The organism is Rahnella ecdela (assembly GCF_019049625.1).
Lineage (GTDB): Bacteria > Pseudomonadota > Gammaproteobacteria > Enterobacterales > Enterobacteriaceae > Rahnella > Rahnella ecdela.
In genome coordinates this window covers 16,554-34,777 of record NZ_JAFMOY010000121.1, presented here as the reverse complement: position 1 = coordinate 34,777, position 18,224 = coordinate 16,554, and the positions used below count along the sequence as shown (strand labels likewise).

Below are 18,224 nucleotides of genomic sequence, written 5' to 3'. Positions count from 1 at the left end.
CAAAACTGACTCACGCTTTTGGGGCGGCGGTGCTTTCACGCACGACCAGTTCGCTATCGAGCAGCAGTGAACCGCTTTGTACCTGATTTCCCTGCAACTGCTCAAGTAATAATAACATGGCCTGACGACCAAGCTGGAATCTTGGCTGTGCGACAGTGGTCAACGGAGGGTCGGTAAACTGGCTGGCCTTGATGTCATCGAAGCCGATTACCGACAGATCTTCCGGGATGCGCAAACCCATTTTTTTTGCCTGGAACATCGCGCCAATCGCCATAATATCGTTATGACAGAAAATCGCCGTAGGCGGCACGGGCAGTGACATCAGTTCGGTAACGGCCTGTGCTCCGGATTCATAACTAAAATCACCATGTATGGTCAGCTGACTTTCGACGCTCAGCCCATTGCGGCGCAGCGCCTGCACGTAACCTTGTGAACGGTACTGGCAAAGCGGCATATGTTTCGGCCCCGCGATGCAGGCAATGCGCTGATGCCCCAGTTTGAGAAGATAATGAACAGCTTCAAACGCGGCGGTCAGGTTATCGATATGTACCGTAGGCAGTTCCAGTTCCGGTGCAAATTCGTTGGCCATCACCATCGGTGGCAAATTACGTTGTTCTTCTTTGCTGGCATCAAAAGGTAAATCGGAACCGAGCAGCAGCATACCGTCAATTTGCTTGGTAATGATCAGATTGATAAAGGTTTTTTCTTGCTGATTTTGCTGGGCGCAATCGCCGATGAGCACCAGATAACCGCTTTCGGCCGCTGTGCGTTCGATCCCCTGGATCAGGTCGGCAAAAAACGGATCGCAGATGTCCGGGACGATCACCAGAATCGTACGCGATTCGTTCCGTTTCAGGTTGCGGGACAAGGCGTGAGGAGAATAACCCACAGCCATGACGGCCTGATCAACCTTCTGACGGGTAGAGGCGGAGACTTTCTCCGGATTCATTAACGCGCGGGATACCGTTGCTGTTGAAACGCCTGCCTGTTCAGCCACATCTTTCATTGTCGCGGCGGGTAATTCTTTCTTGTGCTCCAACGTCTCTCTCCTTGCAACAGCATCAAACTGACACAACAACATCAACATTCCTCACCTGGCTACCGATGATGTGTAGCACATCACATTCTAAACAGAATGTGAGTAGGATTTGTTACCTAATTTGCATTAAAAGTGTGATGCAGATGCTTTTTTCGATCCATCACGCAGAAATCCTGACTAATTATGCGGATTTCCCTACAGGATCAGCTGTCAATCGGGTCCACATCCAGCGTCCATTTCACTTTTTTAGCCTGCGGCAGACTGGCAATCAATGGCTGAGAACTTTTGATCAGATGCTGTAAAACGCGCCGTGAAGGATGCTGTAACAGTAACTGCCAGCGGAAGCGTCCGCTGCGTTTGGCCTGCAAGGCGGGAACCGGCCCTAAAATCCACAGCGAATCATCTTTCAGCGGGCTCGATTCGAGCAGATTACGCAACTGCTGGAGAAACAGCGCGGACTGTTGATTATCGTGATCTTCAGAGCGGATCAGAATATGGCTGGTAAAAGGAGGGAGAAACACGCTCTTGCGTTCCGCCAGCGTTTGTCTGGCGAACTCGTCATAGCCTTGTTGTAAAAGAACCTGCAATAACGGATGTTCCGGATGATGTGTTTGCAGGACCACTTCACCCTGTTTACCGGCACGTCCGGCACGGCCGGAAACCTGCGTATAAAGCTGGGCAAAGCGCTCGGCAGAACGGAAATCCGCCGAGAACAGCGCACCGTCGACATCCAGTAATGACACCAGCGTGACGTCGGGGAAGTGATGCCCTTTCGCCAGCATCTGCGTACCGATAAGAATACGCGCGCCGCCGCGATGGACTTCATTCAGATGCTGTTCCAGCGAGCCTTTGCGGCTGGTGGTATCGCGGTCAATACGCGTGATAGGCGTATCCGGGAACAGCGGCGCGAGTTCCTTTTCCAGCTGTTCAGTACCTACGCCGACGGAAACCAGCTGCGTCGATCCGCAATGCGGACACTGATGCGGTACGGCGCGCTGGCTGTCGCAATGGTGGCAGCGCAGCTGACGCTGATTCTGGTGCAGAGTGTAATAGTGATCGCAGCGCTGACATTCAGCAATCCAGCCGCATTCGTGGCAAAGCAGGGCAGGTGCATAACCGCGGCGGTTGAGGAACAACATCACCTGATTATCGGCTTTCAGATGTTCATGCATCTTCTGAATTAACGGCTGAGACAGCCCGACTTTCAGCTGCAACCCTTTTAAATCCAGTAAATTCTGGCGGGCGAGTTTGGCATTCCCGGCGCGCTTGGTCAGTTTAAGCTGGCGATATTTCCCCAGTTCCACGTTATGCAGGGTTTCGAGCGCAGGCGTCGCAGAGCCCATAATAATCGGGATGTTTTCTGCATGCGCGCGGTATACCGCCAGGTCGCGAGCGTGATAGCGCCAGCCCTCCTGCTGCTTATAAGAACTGTCGTGTTCTTCATCGATAATAATGACGCCCAGACGCGCGAACGGCGTAAAGAGTGAAGAACGCGTGCCGATGACAATGCCCGCTTCGCCATTTCGTGCCCGCAGCCAGACGGCGAGACGTTCGCTGTCGTTGAGGCCGGAATGCAGCACATCCACCGGTGCGCTGAAACGCTCGCGAAAGCGCGCGATGGTTTGCGGAGTCAGGCCGATTTCCGGCACCATCACTAACGCCTGACGGCCCTGTGCCAGAATGTTTTCCAGCACGCTCAGATAGACTTCGGTTTTACCTGAACCAGTCACACCGGCCAGCAGCCACGCGGAAAATTGCTGATCTTCACTGCGGATCGCGCCAACGGCGGTGGCCTGTTCGGTATTGAGGCGTAAACGCTCGCCGACCACCGAGAAATCTTTGCGCCAGTCGAGCGTTGCGGGCGCGATGCTGCGTAAATCCGTCAGCCCTTTGGCGCGTAATGCCTGTAACGCCGTATCTGTGAGATCAAGATCGGCGACCTGATGGCGATACAGCGGTTTTTGCATCAGCGCGGCCATCGCCTGCTGTTGTTTAGGCGCGCGTTTAAGGCTGTCGAGCGGCGTAGCGCGTCCCTGTTCGGTGGCGAACCATTGCCACAGCGGTGTCAGTTCGGCGGGTTTCCCCTGACGCAGTAAAACCGGTAGTGCATGGAAAAGCACTTCACCAATCGGATAATGATAATAGTCTGCAGCCCAGAACAGGATGCGCCACAAATCAGGGGTAAAAAGACTGGAACTGTCGAGCACTTCGCGAACAGGTTTTAGCTTATCCAGGCCAAAATCACTCGACTCACTGACGTTAACAACAATGCCGATAGCGTCGCGTTTACCGAACGGCACACTGACCCTGCAACCCTTTGAAACCGACATGTTAGGCGGCAACAGATAGTCGAAAGTACGGGCAAGGGGGACAGGTAAAGCAACGTGGGCAACAGGCATTGTGGGTCCAGACTATAAAAAAATGACGAGATAGTGTACACTGTGTCCTTCGAAATGCATGAACATCATTGCGCGGTTCTCAGAGATTCTGTATGATTCGCCGCCTTTGGTGCATTTCGTACTCAAAGCCTATCATCCACTACGCGTGGTGTCTGACAGAACAAGGTTGGATAGCGACGCGGCCTTAAGAAGAGGTTTTCCATGAAAAAAGGTATTCACCCTAAATACGTAGAAGTTACTGCAAACTGCTCATGCGGTAACGTTATCAAAACTCACTCAACTGTGGGTCATGATCTGAACCTGGACGTTTGTGGCGAATGTCACCCGTTCTACACTGGTAAGCAACGTGAAGTGGCTACCGGTGGCCGCGTTGACCGCTTCAACAAGCGTTTCAGCGTTCCAAGCAGCAAATAAGCTACGCTTGAGAGCAAAAAAAGGCGCCTTTGGCGCCTTTTTTGTTGCTGTCGTTTCACTTCCCGCCAGACAAATCTTCTCTTCTCACAAAGACACTGAAAAAACGCGCGACGTGTCGCACGGTCTTTCAGCATATCTCTGCGTTGCTGCTGTCAGTATTCCCAGGTATCAGGATCCACACCCAGTTCACGCATCAGGATCTTCGCCGCTTCCGGGATTTCATCACTGCGTTCTTTACGCAGGTCTTCGTCATTCGGCAAAGGCTGACCGGTGAAGGCATGCAGGAAAGCTTCGCACAATAATTCACTGTTGGTCGCATGACGCAGGTTGTTCACCTGGCGACGGGTGCGCTCATCAGTCAGAATTTTGAGGACTTTCAGCGGAATGGATACCGTAATTTTCTTAACTTGTTCGCTTTTCTTACCGTGTTCAGCGTAAGGGCTGACATATTCGCCGTTCCACTCAGCCATGGGACACCTTAAATTTATCAAAAAAATAAAATTCTGAAAACCGCGTGATTATGCCCGATTTTCACTGTTCTCACTAAATAAATGTCGGAATTTGACAGGGATATCTCACGATTTCCTCTGCGGCATTGTTCGTTTTGTCACCTTGCGCTTAACTACCTCCGCGCGACAGTTCTGCCTGACATCTTCATTAACGCCATAATTTTAGCGGGTATTGCTCTGTTGCTCAATCTATACGCAAAGAAGTTTAGATGTCCAGATGTATTGACGTCTATATCCCCGGGCGTTACTCTTGACACCCTCATCCTCCGCATTTCGTCAGGAAGAAATGATTATGACGCACAAGCAAGCCACCATTGCCGTGGGTAGTGGCCTGAACAATGATCAGCAATATGGTTGTGTAGTTCCGCCAATCTACCTTTCCAGTACTTACAACTTTGAAGATTTCAACCAGCCAAGAGCCCATGACTATTCGCGTCGCGGTAATCCGTCACGTGATGTGGTTCAGAAGGCGCTGGCGGATCTGGAAGGCGGTGCTGGTGCGGTACTGACCAGCAGCGGTATGTCTGCCATTCATCTGGTGTGTACGGTCTTTCTGAAACCTGGCGATTTACTGGTTGCGCCGCACGATTGCTACGGCGGCAGCTACCGTCTGTTCGACAGTTTAAGCAAGCGTGGCGCGTATCGCGTGCTCTTTGTCGATCAGGGCGACCCGCAGGCGCTGGCCGAAGCGCTGAAAGAACAACCGAAGCTGGTTCTGATTGAAACTCCAAGCAACCCGCTGCTGCGCGTGGTGGATATTCAGGCGATTTGTGACGCATCCCGAGCCGCCGGTGCGCTGACTGTGGTGGATAACACCTTCCTCAGCCCGGCGTTGCAGAATCCGTTGCAGCTTGGCGCGGATTTAGTCGTCCATTCGTGTACGAAATATCTTAACGGGCATTCTGATGTGGTCGCCGGTACGGTAATATCTAAGACCGCTGAACACGCGACAGAACTGGCGTGGTGGGCGAACAACATCGGTGTGACCGCCGCGGCTTTTGACAGCTATCTGTTATTGCGTGGTTTGCGCACGCTGACGGTTCGCGTGAAACAGCAGCAGGAAAATGCACTGGCAATTGTTGCTTATTTACAGAAACAATCGCAGGTGAAAAAGCTGTATCATCCGTCGCTGCCGGAAAATCAGGGCCATGAAATTGCCCGCCGTCAGCAACGTGGCTTCGGTGCCATGATCAGCTTTGAATTTAACGGCGATGAAGTTCAGCTGCGCCATTTCCTGAAAGAATTGAAGTTATTTACCCTCGCAGAATCACTGGGGGGCGTCGAAAGCCTGATTTCTCATACCGCGACCATGACGCATGCTGGCATGGCGCCAGAAGCGCGTAAAGCCGCCGGGATTTCTGACAGCTTGCTCCGTATTTCTGTAGGTCTTGAAGACAGCGAAGATTTGATTGCTGATCTGGAACACGCATTCCAGTCAGTGGCAACGAGGTAAGTATGAATGCAATAGCGGTTGCAGCGCCGGCGGGAAGCCGTCAGTTGCACAAATTTGGTGGTAGCAGTCTGGCCGACGTGAAATGTTATCTGCGCGTTGCCGGGATCATGGCCGAGTATGCGAAGCCGGGCGACATGATGGTGGTGTCGGCGGCGGGCAGTACAACCAACCAGCTGATCAGCTGGTTGAAGCTCAGCCAGACAGACAGAATTGCCGCGCATCAGGTTCAGCAGGCTTTGCGCCGTTATCAGAGTGATTTGATAACCGGCCTGTTACCGCCGGAAATGGCCGAACCGCTTATTGCATCCTTTATTCATGATCTCGAACGTTTGGCCGTTTTGCTCGATGGCAAAATGACTGACGCGATTTACGCCGAAGTCGTCGGGCACGGCGAGGTCTGGTCTGCGCGCCTGATGTCGGCGGTGCTATGCAAACTGGAATTACCAGCCGCCTGGCTGGATGCCCGTGAATTCCTGCGCGCCGAACGTGCTGCTCAACCTCAGGTGGATGAAGGCCGTTCGTATCCGCTGCTGCAACAACTTCTCGCACAACATCCTCAGCAATATCTGGTGGTAACCGGCTTTATCGCCCGCAGCGAAGCGGGTGAAACCGTGCTGCTTGGCCGTAACGGCAGTGACTATTCCGCCACCCAGATTGGCGCACTGGCCGATGCCAGCCGCGTGACTATATGGAGTGACGTGGCCGGTGTTTACAGCGCCGACCCGCGTAAAGTAAAAGATGCGTGTCTGCTGCCGTTGCTGCGTCTCGATGAAGCCAGTGAACTGGCGCGTCTGGCGGCCCCGGTATTGCACACCCGTACGCTTCAGCCGGTTTCCGGCAGCGATATCGATTTACAGCTGCGTTGCAGCTACCAGCCGGAGCAAGGCTCAACGCGTATTGAGCGCGTGCTGGCTTCCGGTACAGGTGCAAAAATTGTCACCAGCCACGATGATATCTGTCTGATCGAAATGGTCATTCCGTCCGGCCACGATTTTGGTCTGGCGCAAAAAGATGTTGAGCTGCTGCTTAAACGTGCGCAGATCAAACCGCTGTGTACCGGCATTCATCCGGACCGTAATTTGCTGCAACTTTGCTACACCTCCGAAGTGGCGGGCAGCGCGTTGCAGGTTCTCGAAGAAGCGGCACTTCCGGCGCGTCTGATGCTGCGTGAAGGGCTGGCGCTGGTAGCGCTGGTCGGTGCGGGCGTTTGCAAGAATCCGCTGCACAGCCACCGTTTCTATCAGGAAATGAAAGATCAGCCGGTAGAGTTTATCTGGCAGGCGGAAGACGGCATCAGTCTGGTGGCCGTTCTGCGTATCGGTCCGACCGCGCACCTGATTCAGGGGCTGCACAAAACGCTGTTCCGCGCTGAAAAGCAAATTGGTCTGATGCTGTTTGGTAAAGGCAATATCGGTTCGCGCTGGCTGGAGCTGTTTGCGCGTGAGCAAAAGAACATTTCTGCCCGCAGCGGTTTTGAGTTTGTGCTGGCCGGTGTGGTCGACAGCAAGCGCAGTCTGCTCAATTACGAAGGGTTGGATGCCAGCCGTGCTCTGGCTTTCTTTGATGATGAAGCGCAGGCGCACGATGAAGAATCGTTGTTCCTGTGGATGCGCGCGCATCCTTATGACGATTTAGTGGTGCTGGACGTTACCGCCAGCGCCGAACTGGCGGATCAGTATCTGGATTTTGCCAGCTACGGTTTCCACGTGATCAGCGCCAACAAACTGGCGGGCGCGTCTGATACCAACAAATACCGCCAGATCCGTGATGCGTTTTCCAAAACCGACAGCCACTGGTTGTATAACGCCACTGTCGGCGCCGGTTTGCCGGTCAACCATACGGTGCGAGACCTGCGTGACAGCGGCGACAGCATTCTGGCCATCAGCGGGATTTTCTCCGGCACATTATCCTGGCTGTTCCTGCAATTTGACGGCACGCTGCCGTTCACCGAACTGGTGGATTTAGCGTGGCAGCAGGGGCTGACGGAGCCAGATCCGCGTGATGATTTATCCGGTCAGGATGTCATGCGTAAACTGGTGATTCTGGCGCGTGAAGCAGGTTATGACATCGAGCCGACGCAGGTGCGTGTGGAATCGCTGGTGCCGGAAAGCTGTGCGACCGGTTCTGTCGATCAGTTCTTTGAAGACGGCGAGGCGCTGAACCAGCAAATGCTGCAACGTCTGGAAGCTGCCCGCGAAATGGGTCTGGTGCTGCGCTACGTGGCGCGTTTCGATGCGAATGGCAAAGCGCGCGTTGGCGTTGAAGCGGTGCGTGAGGATCATCCTCTGGCTTCCCTGTTGCCATGCGATAACGTGTTTGCTATCGAAAGCCGCTGGTATCGCGATAACCCGCTGGTGATCCGCGGGCCGGGAGCAGGACGTGATGTCACCGCCGGTGCATTGCAGTCTGACCTTAATCGTCTGACTCAACTTCTGTAATTCCTTACTCCTGTCCCTCTGATGAGGGGCAGGAGTAAAAAATCTCCATTTTTCCTCATGTTCCCCGCAGCAAAACTTCGCCAAAGTGAAATTCTTTCAGTTTGCGTGAAGATTAATCATCCTTTCCCCTCATTTTAACGTTGACACTTTGCCCGCTTTCCGTCATTTTCTATCTATACGTTTAGACGTCCAAACGTCCATCATAACGAACCATAATAAAACGCAGTGATCCATGAGGTAGTGTTTATGAGCTTTTTCCACGCAAACCAGCGCGAAGCGCTGAACCAGAATCTGGCCGAGTTACAGGGTCAGATTAACGTTTCTTTCGAATTTTTCCCGCCGCGTACCAGCGAGATGGAAGACACGTTGTGGAGCTCTATCGACCGCCTCAGCAGCCTCAAACCTAAGTTCGTCTCTGTGACTTATGGTGCAAACTCCGGCGAGCGAGACCGCACACACAGCATCATTAAAGGCATTAAAGAACGTACCGGTCTGGAAGCGGCACCGCACCTGACCTGTATTGATGCCAGTCGTGATGAGTTGCGCCAGATTGCACAAGATTACTGGAACAGTGGTATTCGCCATATTGTTGCCCTGCGCGGTGATTTACCGGCAGGCGGCGGTAAACCGGAAATGTATGCCACCGATCTGGTGCATCTGCTGAAAGAAGTCGGTGACTTTGATATTTCCGTAGCGGCTTATCCGGAAGTGCATCCTGAAGCCAAAAGCGCACAGGCAGACTTGATTAACCTGAAGCGTAAAATTGATGCTGGTGCTAACCGCGCCATCACGCAATTCTTCTTTGATGTGGAAAGCTACCTGCGTTTTCGCGACCGCTGCGCCGGTCAGGGGATTGATGTGGAAATCGTACCGGGCATTCTGCCGGTCTCTAACTTTAAGCAGCTGACGCGCTTTGCCACCATGACTAACGTGCGTGTGCCGAAATGGATGAACAGCCAGTTTGAAGGGCTGGACGACGATGCGGAAACCCGCAAAATGGTCGGTGCCAATATCGCGATGGATATGGTAAAAATCCTCAGCCGCGAAGGCGTGAAGGACTTCCATTTCTACACCCTGAACCGTGCAGAAATGAGTTACGCGATTTGCCATACGCTGGGCGTGCGTCCTGAAATCGCCGTGCCGGTTCGCGCTTAATCTTTCCTGCTCTAATCCTGAATACAAGAAAACCCGCGAATTCGCGGGTTTTTATTTGGACGTTTTCAGCGATAACTAGCCGGTATTTCGCATACCTGCTGCCACGCCGGCAATCGTCACCATCAATGCCTGTTCGACATTCGCATCCTGCTTGCCGTCTTTTTCCAGCTCGCGGGAACGGTGCAGCAATTCAGCCTGCAATACGTTCAGCGGGTCGGTATAGACGTTACGCAGTGCGATGGATTCTGCAATCCACGGCAAGTCTTCCATCAGGTGATCATCGTTTGAAATTGCCAGGATCACCTTGATGTCGCTCGCCAGCTGATCACGTAGCTGCTGACCAAGCGGCCATAGCTCTTCACCGACCAGACGATGATCGTAGTATTCCGCCAGCCACAGGTCCGCTTTCGCAAACACCATTTCCAGCATGCCGATACGGGTGGAGAAGAATGGCCAGTCGCGGCACATGGTTTCCAGCTCGTCGCGTTTACCGCCATCTACCACAGCCTGCAAACCGGCACCTGCACCCAGCCAGGCTGGCAGCATCAGACGGTTTTGCGTCCAGGCGAAAATCCACGGAATTGCACGCAGGCTTTCAACGCCGCCGCTGGCTTTACGTTTCGCCGGGCGTGAACTCAGTGGCAATTTCGCCAGTTCCTGTTCCGGCGTTGCGGCGCGGAAGTAAGGCACGAAGTCTTTATTTTCTCGAACGTAACCGCGGTACATCTTGCAGGACACGTCTGACAGCTGTTCCATGATGTCCACCCAGGCTTGTTTCGGCTCAGGCGGCGGTAACAGGTTGGCTTCCAGAATCGCAGAAGTGTACAGCGCCAGGCTGCTGATGGTGACTTCCGGCAGACCGAATTTAAAGCGGATCATCTCGCCCTGTTCTGTGACGCGCAGGCCGCCTTTCAGGCTGCCCGGAGGCTGAGACAACAACGCTGCCTGCGCTGGTGCGCCGCCACGGCCGATAGAACCGCCGCGTCCGTGGAACAGTGTCAGAGCAATCCCGGCTTTCTCGCAAGTTTTGATCAGGGCATCCTGCGCGCAGTATTGCGCCCATGAGGCTGCCATTACGCCCGCGTCTTTCGCGGAATCGGAATAGCCAATCATCACCATCTGTTTGCCCTGAATGAAACCGCGATACCAGTCGATGCTGAGCAACTGCTTCATTACATCGTCGGCGTTATTCAGGTCGTCGAGCGTTTCGAACAGCGGCGCGACAGGCATCGGGAACGGACAACCGGCTTCTTTAAGCAGCAGATGCACGGCCAGAACGTCAGACGGCGTGCGCGCCATCGAAATGACGTACGCCGCAATCGAGCCTTCCGGCGCTTCGGCAATCACCTGACAGGTGTCGAGCACTTCTTTGGTGTCAGCGCTCGGTTCCCAGTGACGCGGTACCAGCGGACGTTTTGAATTCAGTTCGCGGATCAGGAAAGCCTGTTTGTCAGATTCTGACCAGCTTTCGTAATCGCCCAGACCCAGATAACGGGTGATTTCAGCAATCGCGTCGGTGTGTCGGGTGCTTTCCTGACGCACGTCGATACGTACCAGCGGCACGCCGAAGCAGCGCACGCGGCGCAGGGTATCCAGCAACTGCCCGTTGGCGATAATGCCCATGTTGCAGGCCTGGAGCGACTGGTAGCAGGCGTAAAGCGGTGCCCACAACTGGTCATTTTTCACCAGCAAATCGTGAGGACGCGCAACGCGTTCGCCTTTCAGACGGGCTTCCAGATACACCTGAGTATTGGTCAGCTGTGAACGCAGCTGTTTCATGATTTCGCGGTAAGGTTCGAGGATGTCCGCACCACCGGCCAGCTCGCGCAGCTCCGGCGTACATTCGGTCATCGACAGCTCTGACACCAGCACTGCGACATCGCGCAGGAACAGGTCAGTCGCTTTCCAGCGGCTCAGTAACAGTACGTGACGGGTGATATCCGCAGTCACGTTCGGGTTACCGTCGCGGTCGCCACCCATCCAGGAGGTAAAGCGCACCGGCACGGCTTCCACTGGCATTTTGTAATCCAGTGAGGTTTCCAGTTGTTCGTTCAGTTCGCGCAGGAAAGCAGGCACACCTTCCCACAGGCTGTTTTCTACTACCGCAAAGCCCCATTTTGCTTCATCCACCGGAGAAGGGCGGTTTTTGCGTATTTCATCGGTGTGCCATGACTGTGCGATCAACTGACGCAGGCGGCGCATGATTTGTTTACGCTCGTAATCGGCCAGATCGTTATGGTCGAGCTGCTTGAGGCAGTTATTCACTTCGACCAGTTTGTGGATCAGCGTACGGCGGGCAATTTCTGTCGGGTGCGCGGTCAGAACCAGTTCGATAGAAAGCTGGTCAACGGCATCCCGTAATTGCTGTTCAGAGAGATTTTTGGATTTCAGACGATCGAACAATTGCGCCAGCGCTTCAGGATTGCTGGCCGCTTCGCCGTGCGGCGAAATGCTGTGATATTGTTCCGCCACGTTGGCTAAATTCAGGAACTGGCTAAAAGCTCGGGCAACCGGCAGCAGCTCATCATTTGAGAGATTTTGCAGCGTTGACAGCAATTCCTGTCGATCCGCGTCGTTTCCGGCACGGGAGGATTTCGACAGCTTACGGATTTTCTCAACACGATCCAGGATATGCTCTCCCAACGTATCTTTGATCGTGTCGCCTAGCAATTTACCTAAGGTACTGACATTACTTCGCATTGCGGAATATTGTTCGTTCATATTACCTCTGACCTGTTCTCTCGTTTAATTTTTATTTTCTGTAAATAACTTTCACCCGTCAGGCATTCTTGCCCCGTTCACCCTGCCAACCTGGCCATACTTTTTAAAAGCCACCCCTGTTTTAACCCAAAAAGCCCCGATCACTCACATGAAAAATGGTCTTTTTGGCGATGTCGCTGAAATTTAATTACAACAGCGACGATATCAGTTTGGCTAATCGCACGTTTGTACAGTATCAAAGGGCGCCCGCAAGCGCCCTGATTGTTTCTTCATCATTCCGACATTCAGTATCAGTGATAACAGAAGTGATGAACGACCTGAGAAATCAGCTCGCGAGTCGGTTTAATGAACGCGGTATCAATATATTCGTCTGGCTGATGCGCCTGATCGATAGAACCCGGTCCGAGCACCAGCGTCGGGCACAGTTCCTGGATGAACGGCGCTTCGGTGCAGTAGTTAACGATTTCCGTTTCCACACCCAGCAGCTTTTCGACCACCTGCACCAGCGGGTGATCCGGCGGACATTCATAGCCTGGGATCGGCGGATGCAGTTCCTCAATTGCCAGACGGCCCGGCCAGCGTTCACTCACCGGCGCCAGCGCTTCATTGAGTAATCCGTTGATTTCAGACAGCGTCAGACCCGGCAACGGGCGGATATCCATGTGCATTTCGCAGCAGGCGCAAATACGGTTTGGTGCGTCGCCACCGTTGATATAACCAAAGTTCATGGTCGGATATGGAATGACGAAACCACTGTGGTTGTAACGGCTTTTGAGCGTATTGCGCAGCGTCATTAAATGGGTAATCGATTCATGCATCAGCTCAATGGCGTTCACGCCGCGCGAAGGATCGCTGGAATGACCGGACTGGCCGGTGATGCGGATAGCGTTCGACAGGTGACCTTTATGCGCACGAACGGGCTTGAGGGAAGTCGGTTCGCCGATGATCGCGCAGTCAGGGCGAATTTTGGCGTTTTTGGAGAAATAGCTGGCACCGGCCATCGTCGTTTCTTCATCGGCGGTCGCCAAAATATACAGCGGTTTAGTCAGTTTGGTCAGGTCAACATCGCGCAGGGAATCGAGGATAAACGCGAAGAAACCTTTCATGTCGGCGGTACCCAAACCATAGAGCTTATTTTCATGCTCGGTAAGGGTGAAAGGGTCGCGTGTCCAGCGACCGTCGTCGAACGGAACCGTGTCGGTGTGACCGGCCAGCAGTAAGCCGCCTGCGCCTTCACCGGTACTGGCTAACATATTGAATTTATGGCGCGTTCCTGGAACGGGTTGCACTTCGACCTTGAAGCCTAAATCACCGAACCAGCCTGCCAGTAAATTGATTAACGTCTCATTGCTCTGGTCCAAAGCCGCGTCTGTCGCGCTGATGGAAGGGGTTGCGATTAACGCCCGATAGAGCTCAATAAAAGGAGGTAATTTCATCTTCACTGTTGACAGCCTTTAGTTAGGGTAGTATTCATATTCATGCAATAATTGTGAATAAAAATACAATAAGCCAGCGCGTAAGGAAACCGGAAAAAAATTCATCCGGCCCCTACCCAAAAATTGAGAAGGTGAACAAGCCCTATGTTGAATACGCTGATTGTTGGTGCCACAGGTTATGCCGGTGCTGAACTCGCTGCATACCTGAATCGCCACCCACATATGAACATAACCGGTTTAACGGTTTCAGCGCAAAGTGCAGATGCAGGAAAATTGCTTTCTGATTTGCATCCTCAATTAAAAGGCATCGTCGATTTGCCTGTTCTGCCACTTACTGATGTGGCTGAAGCAGCGAAAGGTGTCGATGTGGTGTTTCTGGCGACCGCGCATGAAGTCAGCCACGATTTAGCCCCGCAGTTTCTGGCGGCGGGCTGCGTGGTGTTTGATCTCTCGGGCGCCTTCCGCGTCAGCAAACCTGAGTTTTACACCGAATTCTACGGATTCGAGCATCAGCATCTCGGTTTGCTCGACAAAGCCGTGTACGGCCTGGCCGAATGGCAGGCTGACAAATTAAAAGACGCGCAGCTGATCGCCGTGCCGGGTTGCTACCCGACGGCTTCACAGCTGGCGCTTAAACCCCTTATCGAAAACGGTTTGCTCAATGACAGCCAGTGGCCGGTCATCAACGCCACCAGCGGCGTCAGCGGCGCAGGCCGTAAAGCCACCCTCGGTAACAGCTTCTGCGAAGTCAGCCTGCAGCCGTACAAGCTTTTCAGCCACCGTCATCAGCCGGAAATTGCCGAACACCTTGGCGTGCCGGTGATTTTCACACCGCATCTGGGCAACTTCCCGCGTGGTATTCTGGCGACCATCACCTGCCGTCTGAACGCAGGTGTGACTGAGCAGGACGTGGCGGAAGCCTTCCATAATGCGTATCACGATAAACCGCTGGTGCGTTTGTACACCAAAGGGGTTCCGGCGCTGAAAGACGTGGTCGGCTTGCCGTTCTGCGATATCGGATTTGCGGTGAAAGGCGAACATCTGATTGTAGTGGCGACGGAAGATAACGTGCTCAAAGGCGCGTCAGCACAGGCGGTTCAGTGCATGAATATCCGTTTCGGCTTCCCTGAAACGCAGTCTCTGCTTTAACAATCCGTCAGATTGTCAGCAGACACAAAACAACCACCCCTGAGCGTTTATTCAGATGCGCAAGGGTGTTAGATTAAATGAAACCCATTGTTATTAATTAACATTCTCAACCGGTCGGGGCGCGAACAGCTATGAATCCGTTAGTCATCAAATTAGGTGGTGTGTTGCTGGACAATGAAGAAGCCCTTGAGCGCCTGTTCATGGCGGTAGTGGCTTATCGTCAGGAATATCACCGCCCGCTGGTCATTGTTCACGGTGGCGGCTGTCTGGTTGATGAGCTGATGAAAAAGCTGAATCTGCCTGTGGTGAAAAAGGCGGGTTTGCGTGTCACTCCCGCTGACCAGATTGATATCATCACCGGCGCGCTCGCGGGCAGCGCCAACAAAACCCTGCTGGCGTGGGCGGTTAAAAACCACATCAACGCGGTGGGCCTGTCTCTGGCCGACGGCGGTACAGTCAGCGTGACCCAGCTGGATGAATCTCTGGGCTTCGTCGGTAAAGCTGAAGCGGGCAATCCGGCACTGATCAACACGCTGACCGGCGCAGGCTATCTGCCGATTGTCAGTTCCATTGGTATCACCGCCGCCGGTGAACTGATGAATGTTAACGCGGATCAGGCGGCAACGGCGCTGGCAGCCACGCTGGGCGCGGATCTGATCCTGCTGTCTGACGTCAGCGGTATTCTCGATGGCAAAGGGCAGCGCATCCCTGAGATGAGCGCCGAGAAAGCCGAACAGCTTATCGATCAGGGCATTATTACCGACGGTATGATCGTCAAAGTTCACGCCGCGCTGGACGCCGCACGTTCTCTCGGACGCCCGGTGGATATCGCCAGCTGGCGCCACGCTGAGCAATTGCCGGCACTGTTTAACGGCGTCGCCATCGGCACACGTATTCTGGCGTAACGCACCGGCGGCGCATTCGGTATACCCTTTTCAAGGGCGCAGCATAGTGCGCCCTTTTGCATAAAAAATTCAGGAGCAGGAAAATGGCACTTTGGGGCGGACGTTTTACTCAGGCAGCGGATCAGCGGTTTAAAGAACTCAATGACTCACTGCGTTTCGATTACCGTCTGGCAGAGCAGGACATCGTGGGCTCAGTGGCCTGGTCCAAAGCGCTGGTAACCGTGAATGTATTAACCGCGGATGAACAGATTCAGCTGGAAGAAGCCCTGACCGTACTGCTGGAAGAGGTCCGGGCCAATCCCCGCGCTATTTTAGCCAGCGACGCGGAAGATATTCACAGCTGGGTTGAAGGTAAGCTTATCGACAAAGTCGGTAATCTCGGCAAAAAACTGCACACCGGTCGCAGCCGTAACGATCAGGTCGCAACCGACATCAAACTGTGGTGTAAAGCGCAGGTGGTAGAGCTGGGTGACGCGCTGCATCATTTGCAGCAGGCTCTGGTCGCGACTGCCGAAGCCAATCAGGATGCCGTGATGCCGGGTTACACTCACCTGCAACGCGCTCAGCCAGTGACCTTTGCGCACTGGTGTATGGCGTATGTTGAAATGCTGGCGCGTGACGAAAGCCGTCTGAAAGATACCCTGACCCGTCTGGACGTCAGCCCGCTGGGTTGTGGCGCACTGGCCGGTACTGCGTATCCGATGGACCGCGAACAGCTGGCAGGCTGGTTAGGATTTGCGTCTGCGACCCGTAACAGTCTCGACAGCGTGTCCGACCGTGACCACGTGCTTGAACTGCTGTCCAACGCAGCCATCAGCATGGTTCACCTTTCCCGTTTCGCCGAAGACCTGATCTTCTTCAATACCGGTGAAGCGGCGTTTATCGATTTGTCCGATCGCGTGACATCTGGCTCTTCTCTGATGCCACAGAAGAAAAACCCGGATGCGCTGGAACTGATCCGTGGTAAGTGTGGACGCGTGCAGGGCGCGCTGACCGGCATGATGATGACCATGAAAGGCCTGCCGCTGGCGTACAACAAAGACATGCAGGAAGACAAAGAAGGGCTGTTCGACGCTCTCGACACCTGGATGGATTGTCTGAACATGGCATCGCTGGTGCTGGACGGTATTCAGGTGAAACGTCCGCGTGCGAAAGAAGCCGCACAGCAGGGTTACGCCAACTCCACCGAGCTGGCGGATTATCTGGTTGCCAAAGGTGTTCCGTTCCGTGAAGCGCACCATATTGTCGGTGAAGCGGTCGTGGAAGCGATAAATCAGGGTAAAGCGCTGGAAGAATTGCCGCTGCCAGATTTGCAGAAATTCAGCAGCGTGATTGGCGATGACGTTTACGCCATTCTCGAACTGCAATCCTGTCTTGATAAACGTGCGGCCAAAGGCGGCGTTTCTCCGCAGCAGGTTGCGCAGGCAATTGCCGATGCGAAAGCGCGTTTAGGGATGTAAATCTTTTAGCTTCTCCCCCTGCGAAGGGGGAGATTGAGAGCGGTTTTTTACAAACGACCGCAGTTCTACAAACAGATCTCTTCCCACACCCGCGGGCTGTGGGTCAGCACCTCGCCACCACTTTCCGTCACCAGTACGTCGTCTTCAATTCTCACACCGCCCAGACCCGGAATATAAATCCCCGGCTCGATGGTGATGATCATTCCTGGTTCCAGCGGCTGCGCATTTTGCGGGCTGAGCGCCGGTGATTCGTGGACATCCAGCCCTAAACCGTGCCCCAGATTGTGGCTGAAATACTCGCCAAAACCTGCTGCTGCAATAATATCGCGGGCGATGGCATCCAGTTCCTGACAGCGGATCCCCGGTCGTACGGCGTCGCGTGCTGTCTGCTGTGCGGTAAACACCGTGTCATAAATCGCTTTCAGTTCTTCACTGACGTTGCCCAGCGCGAAAGTGCGCGTCATATCCGAACAGTAATGCTGGTAAACCGCGCCGAAATCTATCGTCACCAGTTCACCGGTCGTCAGCTTTTTATCTGTCGGACGCCCGTGCGGTAACGCGCCCCGCGTGCCGGACACCACCACGGTATCGAACGACGTTTTACTGCCGCCTGCTTGTCTCACCGCCATCTCGATATGATCCGCCAGCGCTTTTTCGCTGATCCCCGGCCGGATAAGCGGCATGACCGTTTCCAGTGCGTGGTCAGCAATCGTCGCAGCCTCACGGATTTTGGCGACTTCATCGGGATATTTATTCACGCGCAGAGCTGAAGCATCCCAGTGCTGAAGTGCCAGGCCGCACTGACTTTCCAGCGCCTGCCAGGCGAGATGCGATAACTGACTGGCATCGGCGAACAGCCTTTCTCCGCCGATAAACAGCCTGAGGAAATGGCTGAGCGGATGCTCAGCGGTGAGCGTCAGCACGTCAACGTCCGGGTTATTCTGTTGGCATTCAGCGCTGTAGCGGCCATCAACCAGGATCCACAGATGCGCTGGAGTGACAAGCACATAACCCGACGCGCTGTACAGTTCAGTCACCGCGTACTTGCTGAACCTGTCGGTCAGAAGCACAGCGGAAATATGCTGATCCTGCATATGCTGGCGCAGAACGCCCAGACGTTGCTGACGACTCATTTTTATCTCCGGT

General features: G+C 54.0%; 13 protein-coding genes. 7 read left to right on the top strand and 6 right to left on the bottom strand.

Going from position 1 to position 18,224, the window contains the following annotated elements:
* Positions 1-10: 10 nt before the first annotated feature.
* Together cytR and priA are read right to left on the bottom strand one after the other, a co-directional pair.
* Complete coding sequence (gene cytR, locus J1784_RS09045; protein WP_217148927.1) at positions 11-1,039, bottom strand: DNA-binding transcriptional regulator CytR; 1,029 nt, start codon at positions 1,037-1,039, stop codon at positions 11-13.
* Between the two features lie 203 nt (positions 1,040-1,242).
* The gene (gene priA / locus J1784_RS09040; RefSeq protein WP_217148926.1) at positions 1,243-3,438 is read right to left on the bottom strand and encodes a primosomal protein N'; all 2,196 of its coding nucleotides are present in this window, start codon (positions 3,436-3,438) and stop codon (positions 1,243-1,245) included.
* Between the two features lie 201 nt (positions 3,439-3,639).
* On the opposite strand from priA, the gene rpmE reads away from it, so the two are divergent.
* A complete protein-coding gene (gene rpmE / locus J1784_RS09035) occupies positions 3,640-3,852 on the top strand; it encodes a 50S ribosomal protein L31 (protein WP_112289349.1) in 213 nt (70 codons plus the stop codon).
* A 152-nt stretch (positions 3,853-4,004) separates the two neighbouring features.
* Here rpmE and metJ read toward each other — a convergent pair whose 3' ends face one another.
* Positions 4,005-4,322 carry a met regulon transcriptional regulator MetJ gene (gene metJ / locus J1784_RS09030; RefSeq protein ID WP_004392248.1) on the bottom strand — a complete coding sequence of 106 codons (318 nt, stop codon included), beginning with the start codon at positions 4,320-4,322 and terminating at the stop codon, positions 4,005-4,007.
* A gap of 331 nt (positions 4,323-4,653) precedes the next feature.
* Here metJ and metB point away from each other — a divergent pair, with 331 nt between their 5' ends.
* From metB to metF, 3 genes are all read left to right on the top strand, one after another.
* Complete coding sequence (metB, locus tag J1784_RS09025; protein WP_217148925.1) at positions 4,654-5,814, top strand: cystathionine gamma-synthase; 1,161 nt, start codon at positions 4,654-4,656, stop codon at positions 5,812-5,814.
* Positions 5,815-5,816: 2 nt separating this feature from the next.
* Positions 5,817-8,252 carry a bifunctional aspartate kinase/homoserine dehydrogenase II gene (locus J1784_RS09020; protein WP_217148924.1) on the top strand — a complete coding sequence of 812 codons (2,436 nt, stop codon included), beginning with the start codon at positions 5,817-5,819 and terminating at the stop codon, positions 8,250-8,252.
* Positions 8,253-8,498: 246 nt separating this feature from the next.
* Positions 8,499-9,407, top strand: a complete 909-nt coding sequence (gene metF / locus J1784_RS09015; protein ID WP_217148923.1) for a methylenetetrahydrofolate reductase — start codon at positions 8,499-8,501, stop codon at positions 9,405-9,407.
* Between the two features lie 75 nt (positions 9,408-9,482).
* Here the strand turns inward: metF and ppc are convergent, their stop codons facing one another.
* Both ppc and argE read right to left on the bottom strand, forming a co-directional pair.
* The gene (ppc, locus tag J1784_RS09010; RefSeq protein WP_217148922.1) at positions 9,483-12,128 is read right to left on the bottom strand and encodes a phosphoenolpyruvate carboxylase; all 2,646 of its coding nucleotides are present in this window, start codon (positions 12,126-12,128) and stop codon (positions 9,483-9,485) included.
* Positions 12,129-12,418: 290 nt separating this feature from the next.
* The gene (gene argE, locus J1784_RS09005; protein ID WP_120509334.1) at positions 12,419-13,570 is read right to left on the bottom strand and encodes an acetylornithine deacetylase; all 1,152 of its coding nucleotides are present in this window, start codon (positions 13,568-13,570) and stop codon (positions 12,419-12,421) included.
* Between the two features lie 138 nt (positions 13,571-13,708).
* Here argE and argC point away from each other — a divergent pair, with 138 nt between their 5' ends.
* From argC to argH, 3 genes are all read left to right on the top strand, one after another.
* A complete protein-coding gene (gene argC, locus J1784_RS09000) occupies positions 13,709-14,713 on the top strand; it encodes an N-acetyl-gamma-glutamyl-phosphate reductase (RefSeq protein ID WP_217148921.1) in 1,005 nt (334 codons plus the stop codon).
* Positions 14,714-14,844: 131 nt separating this feature from the next.
* On the top strand, positions 14,845-15,618 hold the full coding sequence (gene argB, locus J1784_RS08995; RefSeq protein WP_120133152.1) for an acetylglutamate kinase: 774 nt from the start codon (positions 14,845-14,847) through the stop codon (positions 15,616-15,618).
* Positions 15,619-15,701: 83 nt separating this feature from the next.
* A complete protein-coding gene (gene argH, locus J1784_RS08990) occupies positions 15,702-17,078 on the top strand; it encodes an argininosuccinate lyase (RefSeq protein WP_217148920.1) in 1,377 nt (458 codons plus the stop codon).
* Positions 17,079-17,143: 65 nt separating this feature from the next.
* Here the strand turns inward: argH and J1784_RS08985 are convergent, their stop codons facing one another.
* Positions 17,144-18,211 (bottom strand): aminopeptidase P family protein, encoded by a 1,068-nt coding sequence (locus tag J1784_RS08985; protein ID WP_217148919.1) that lies wholly within the window; start codon positions 18,209-18,211, stop codon positions 17,144-17,146.
* Between the last annotated feature and the right edge of the window lie 13 nt (positions 18,212-18,224).

What these genes read in the sequence shown, in the direction of transcription:
- argH (WP_217148920.1), top strand. Translation starts at nt 15,702, where the DNA reads ATGGCACTTTGGGGCGGACGTTTTACTCAGGCAGCGGATCAGCGGTTT.
- ppc (WP_217148922.1), bottom strand. Translation starts at nt 12,128, where the DNA reads ATGAACGAACAATATTCCGCAATGCGAAGTAATGTCAGTACCTTAGGT.
- priA (WP_217148926.1), bottom strand. Translation starts at nt 3,438, where the DNA reads ATGCCTGTTGCCCACGTTGCTTTACCTGTCCCCCTTGCCCGTACTTTC.
- rpmE (WP_112289349.1), top strand. Translation starts at nt 3,640, where the DNA reads ATGAAAAAAGGTATTCACCCTAAATACGTAGAAGTTACTGCAAACTGC.
- metJ (WP_004392248.1), bottom strand. Translation starts at nt 4,322, where the DNA reads ATGGCTGAGTGGAACGGCGAATATGTCAGCCCTTACGCTGAACACGGT.
- argB (WP_120133152.1), top strand. Translation starts at nt 14,845, where the DNA reads ATGAATCCGTTAGTCATCAAATTAGGTGGTGTGTTGCTGGACAATGAA.
- metB (WP_217148925.1), top strand. Translation starts at nt 4,654, where the DNA reads ATGACGCACAAGCAAGCCACCATTGCCGTGGGTAGTGGCCTGAACAAT.
- argC (WP_217148921.1), top strand. Translation starts at nt 13,709, where the DNA reads ATGTTGAATACGCTGATTGTTGGTGCCACAGGTTATGCCGGTGCTGAA.
- metF (WP_217148923.1), top strand. Translation starts at nt 8,499, where the DNA reads ATGAGCTTTTTCCACGCAAACCAGCGCGAAGCGCTGAACCAGAATCTG.
- J1784_RS09020 (WP_217148924.1), top strand. Translation starts at nt 5,817, where the DNA reads ATGAATGCAATAGCGGTTGCAGCGCCGGCGGGAAGCCGTCAGTTGCAC.
- J1784_RS08985 (WP_217148919.1), bottom strand. Translation starts at nt 18,211, where the DNA reads ATGAGTCGTCAGCAACGTCTGGGCGTTCTGCGCCAGCATATGCAGGAT.